This is a genomic window from Candidatus Bathyarchaeota archaeon (genome assembly GCA_025059045.1).
In the GTDB taxonomy this organism is placed as follows: domain Archaea; phylum Thermoproteota; class Bathyarchaeia; order Bathyarchaeales; family DTEX01; genus JANXEA01.
In genome coordinates this window covers 1-2,553 of sequence record JANXEA010000022.1, presented here as the reverse complement: position 1 = coordinate 2,553, position 2,553 = coordinate 1, and the positions used below count along the sequence as shown (strand labels likewise).

The window sequence follows — 2,553 nt, the reverse complement described above, 5'->3', positions numbered from 1 at the left end:
ATCTCTAATAAGGCTTACTTGATGATCAGTTCCTCCTTTTCGCGAGACAGCAACTCGAATTCTGAGCCTAAGCTGATGGCTTTTTTGGGGCATGTCTCCTCACATTGCCCGCAAAATATGCATCTGGAGATGTCGAATCTGACTTTTTTCTCTTCTGTAGCGGTTATAACTCCGCTGGGGCATGTTCGGATGCATAGAAGGCATCCTATGCAAGCGTCTTTGTCGTAGATTATCTTCCCCCTATATCTGTCAGGTATAGGCACCTTCTCACCCTGCTTGGTTAGATATCTGACGGTTACTGGTTTTTGGAGAAGGGCGCCTAATGCCGTGCGCAACATTCTTCCAAGCCTCATAATTTGTCACCATACACTATATCCTAATCAAGGATAATAGTACGGAGAGGACTGATAAAGGCAGTGGGAAAGACCAATAGAACTTTAAGGCCTGCCCAATCTTGAGCCTCGCAAAAATTGTTCTTGGAAGAGTTATCGTTAGCAACCATATTAGGAGAGAGGGCAACAGGCATGCGACAATTGTTCCAAGTTTCAGAATCAAGTTTTCCTCTAAGATTGATGGTGTATAGAAGAATACTGTGGATGCAAGAAGGGTCAATGTGAAGTTCTGAGTAGACTTAGCCAGTTTCAATAATGCTAAACCTGGGCCTCCATATTCGATCAGGGCGCCGTGAACAATCTCTGTTTTAGCTTCGGGAATATCGAATGGTACAGCATCCGCGGCTGCGGGGATGCATAGCAAAAAGGTCGCTCCAGCTAAGAACATGCCTAGAGAATTAAATATAGGGAGGAATGATCCGGACGATCTCTGGAGTGAAATAATGTCGTAATATGCTAATGAGCGGCACCTTATCGCGACTGAGAGGACTGAGATGAGTATGGGCACTTCGTATGCTATTAGCATAGTCATCTTTCTGGAAAAGCTGATTGCGCCGTAAGGATTCCCAGATGATGAACCGCCTATCATGATCATTATGGAGGACAGAGCCAGAAGATAGAAAACTACTATTAGGTCTCCACCGATGCTTGCTTCCTCGATTAAACTGCCTAGTATTATGGCAGCGGCTAACATGGAGGTGGAGGCGGAAATGATTGGAACCACTCTGAAGATTCTTGATGATGCGGCTGTTTCAGGTATTATCGTCTCCTTGAGAGATAATTTGATGAAATCATAGATTGGTTGCAGAATAGGGGGGCCTATTCTTCTCTGCATCTTGGCGTGAATCTTCCTGTCGATCCCTTCGAAGAGGAGGGCGGCTACAGGCACTATTGGGATGGAGATTAGTAGGGCGGCTAATGTGCTCATGTCCTCCTCTAACTTCTCCTCAATTCACTTATATCCACAACTCTCACCTCATCGCTTTCTGTGTTGACTATAGTTATCCTGTTTGCGCATGCCATGCATGGATCTATCGAGGCGACTACGACTGGAACGTCGGCAATCTCGCATCCTACGAGCATCGGTCTAAGTCCCTGCACATTTGGGATCGTAGGGGTTCGAACCTTCAGCCTTGACAGACCTTCACGCCCATTAGTCCTTACATAGTGAAGGAGTTCACCTCTCGGCGCCTCAACCAGTGATACGGCCTCACCTTCAGGGATCTTTCTCATTAATCTCAAAACGTTCTCGTCTGATCTGATAGATCCATGTGGAAGTTCCTCGAGGATTTGATGTATAATGTTGATCGATTCGTAAAGCTCTAAGATTCGGACCTCAGTTCTAGCATAAGCGTCGCCTTCCCTCTTCTTTATAACGTCAAAGGCGTTTTTCAGGTCATTGTAAGCTGCGTAGGGGTGATCCCTTCTAACATCCATGTCCACTCCGGAGCCTCTTGCTGTTGGACCTACGACACCTAACTCCCTCGCCTCTTTGCAAACCAAAACTCCTACGTCAGACAACCTTTTTTCAACAGTCTTATCCTGGAAGGCCTGTTGGATTTGCTGTATAGATTTTCTGAGCCTACCCATTGCGCCCTCTATTTTTTCGGCCATATGCGGTTGGAGATCCCAGCGAACGCCGCCTATCGTGTTCATCGAGTGGTGTACTCGGTTGCCCGTGATCATCTCAAAAAGGTCCAGTATGCTTTCCCTAGCATACCAAGCATACATGAAGAGTGTATCGAACCCTATCTCGTAGGCCATGATCCCTAAGAGAAAGAGGTGGCTGTGAATCCGTTCCAGTTCGAAGATTAATGTTCTTAGGTAGAGCGCACGGTCAGGAGGAGTTATACCACCTATCTCCTCTAAGCCCTGAATGAAGCATGTTGTGTGGCTATGCGAGCATATGCCACATATTCGTTCAACAAGGTAGAGGGTTTGGATAAGATTGCGATTCTCGGCTAAGGCCTCTATTCCCCTATGAACATGGCCTAAGGCGACTTCTACGTCAAGAATCTCCTCCTTCCGGACGGTTACCCTCAAGGAGACAGGCTCCTTTAGTGCTGGATGTATGGGGCCGAAAGGAAACCTCAGCCGCCGGGTTTCCTCGCCATCTCCAGTCTTGCCAGTCACTCTATATTCACCCAAATTTTCTTTTCAC

General features: G+C 46.8%; 3 protein-coding genes. All 3 read right to left on the bottom strand.

What is annotated here, in order from left to right:
• Positions 1–14 precede the first annotated feature (14 nt).
• From NZ952_06740 to NZ952_06730, 3 genes are read right to left on the bottom strand one after another with little or no spacing between them, the layout of a single operon-like run.
• The gene (locus tag NZ952_06740; protein ID MCS7120879.1) at positions 15–353 is read right to left on the bottom strand and encodes a 4Fe-4S binding protein; all 339 of its coding nucleotides are present in this window, start codon (positions 351–353) and stop codon (positions 15–17) included.
• Between the two features lie 16 nt (positions 354–369).
• The gene (locus NZ952_06735; protein MCS7120878.1) at positions 370–1,320 is read right to left on the bottom strand and encodes an NADH-quinone oxidoreductase subunit H; all 951 of its coding nucleotides are present in this window, start codon (positions 1,318–1,320) and stop codon (positions 370–372) included.
• An 8-nt stretch (positions 1,321–1,328) separates the two neighbouring features.
• Positions 1,329–2,525, bottom strand: coding sequence for a nickel-dependent hydrogenase large subunit (locus NZ952_06730; GenBank protein MCS7120877.1), 1,197 nt, complete (start codon positions 2,523–2,525; stop codon positions 1,329–1,331).
• Between the last annotated feature and the right edge of the window lie 28 nt (positions 2,526–2,553).

Coding starts and splice junctions, on each gene's coding strand:
- NZ952_06735 (MCS7120878.1), bottom strand. CDS start 1,320: ATGAGCACATTAGCCGCCCTACTAATCTCCATCCCAATAGTGCCTGTA.
- NZ952_06740 (MCS7120879.1), bottom strand. CDS start 353: ATGAGGCTTGGAAGAATGTTGCGCACGGCATTAGGCGCCCTTCTCCAA.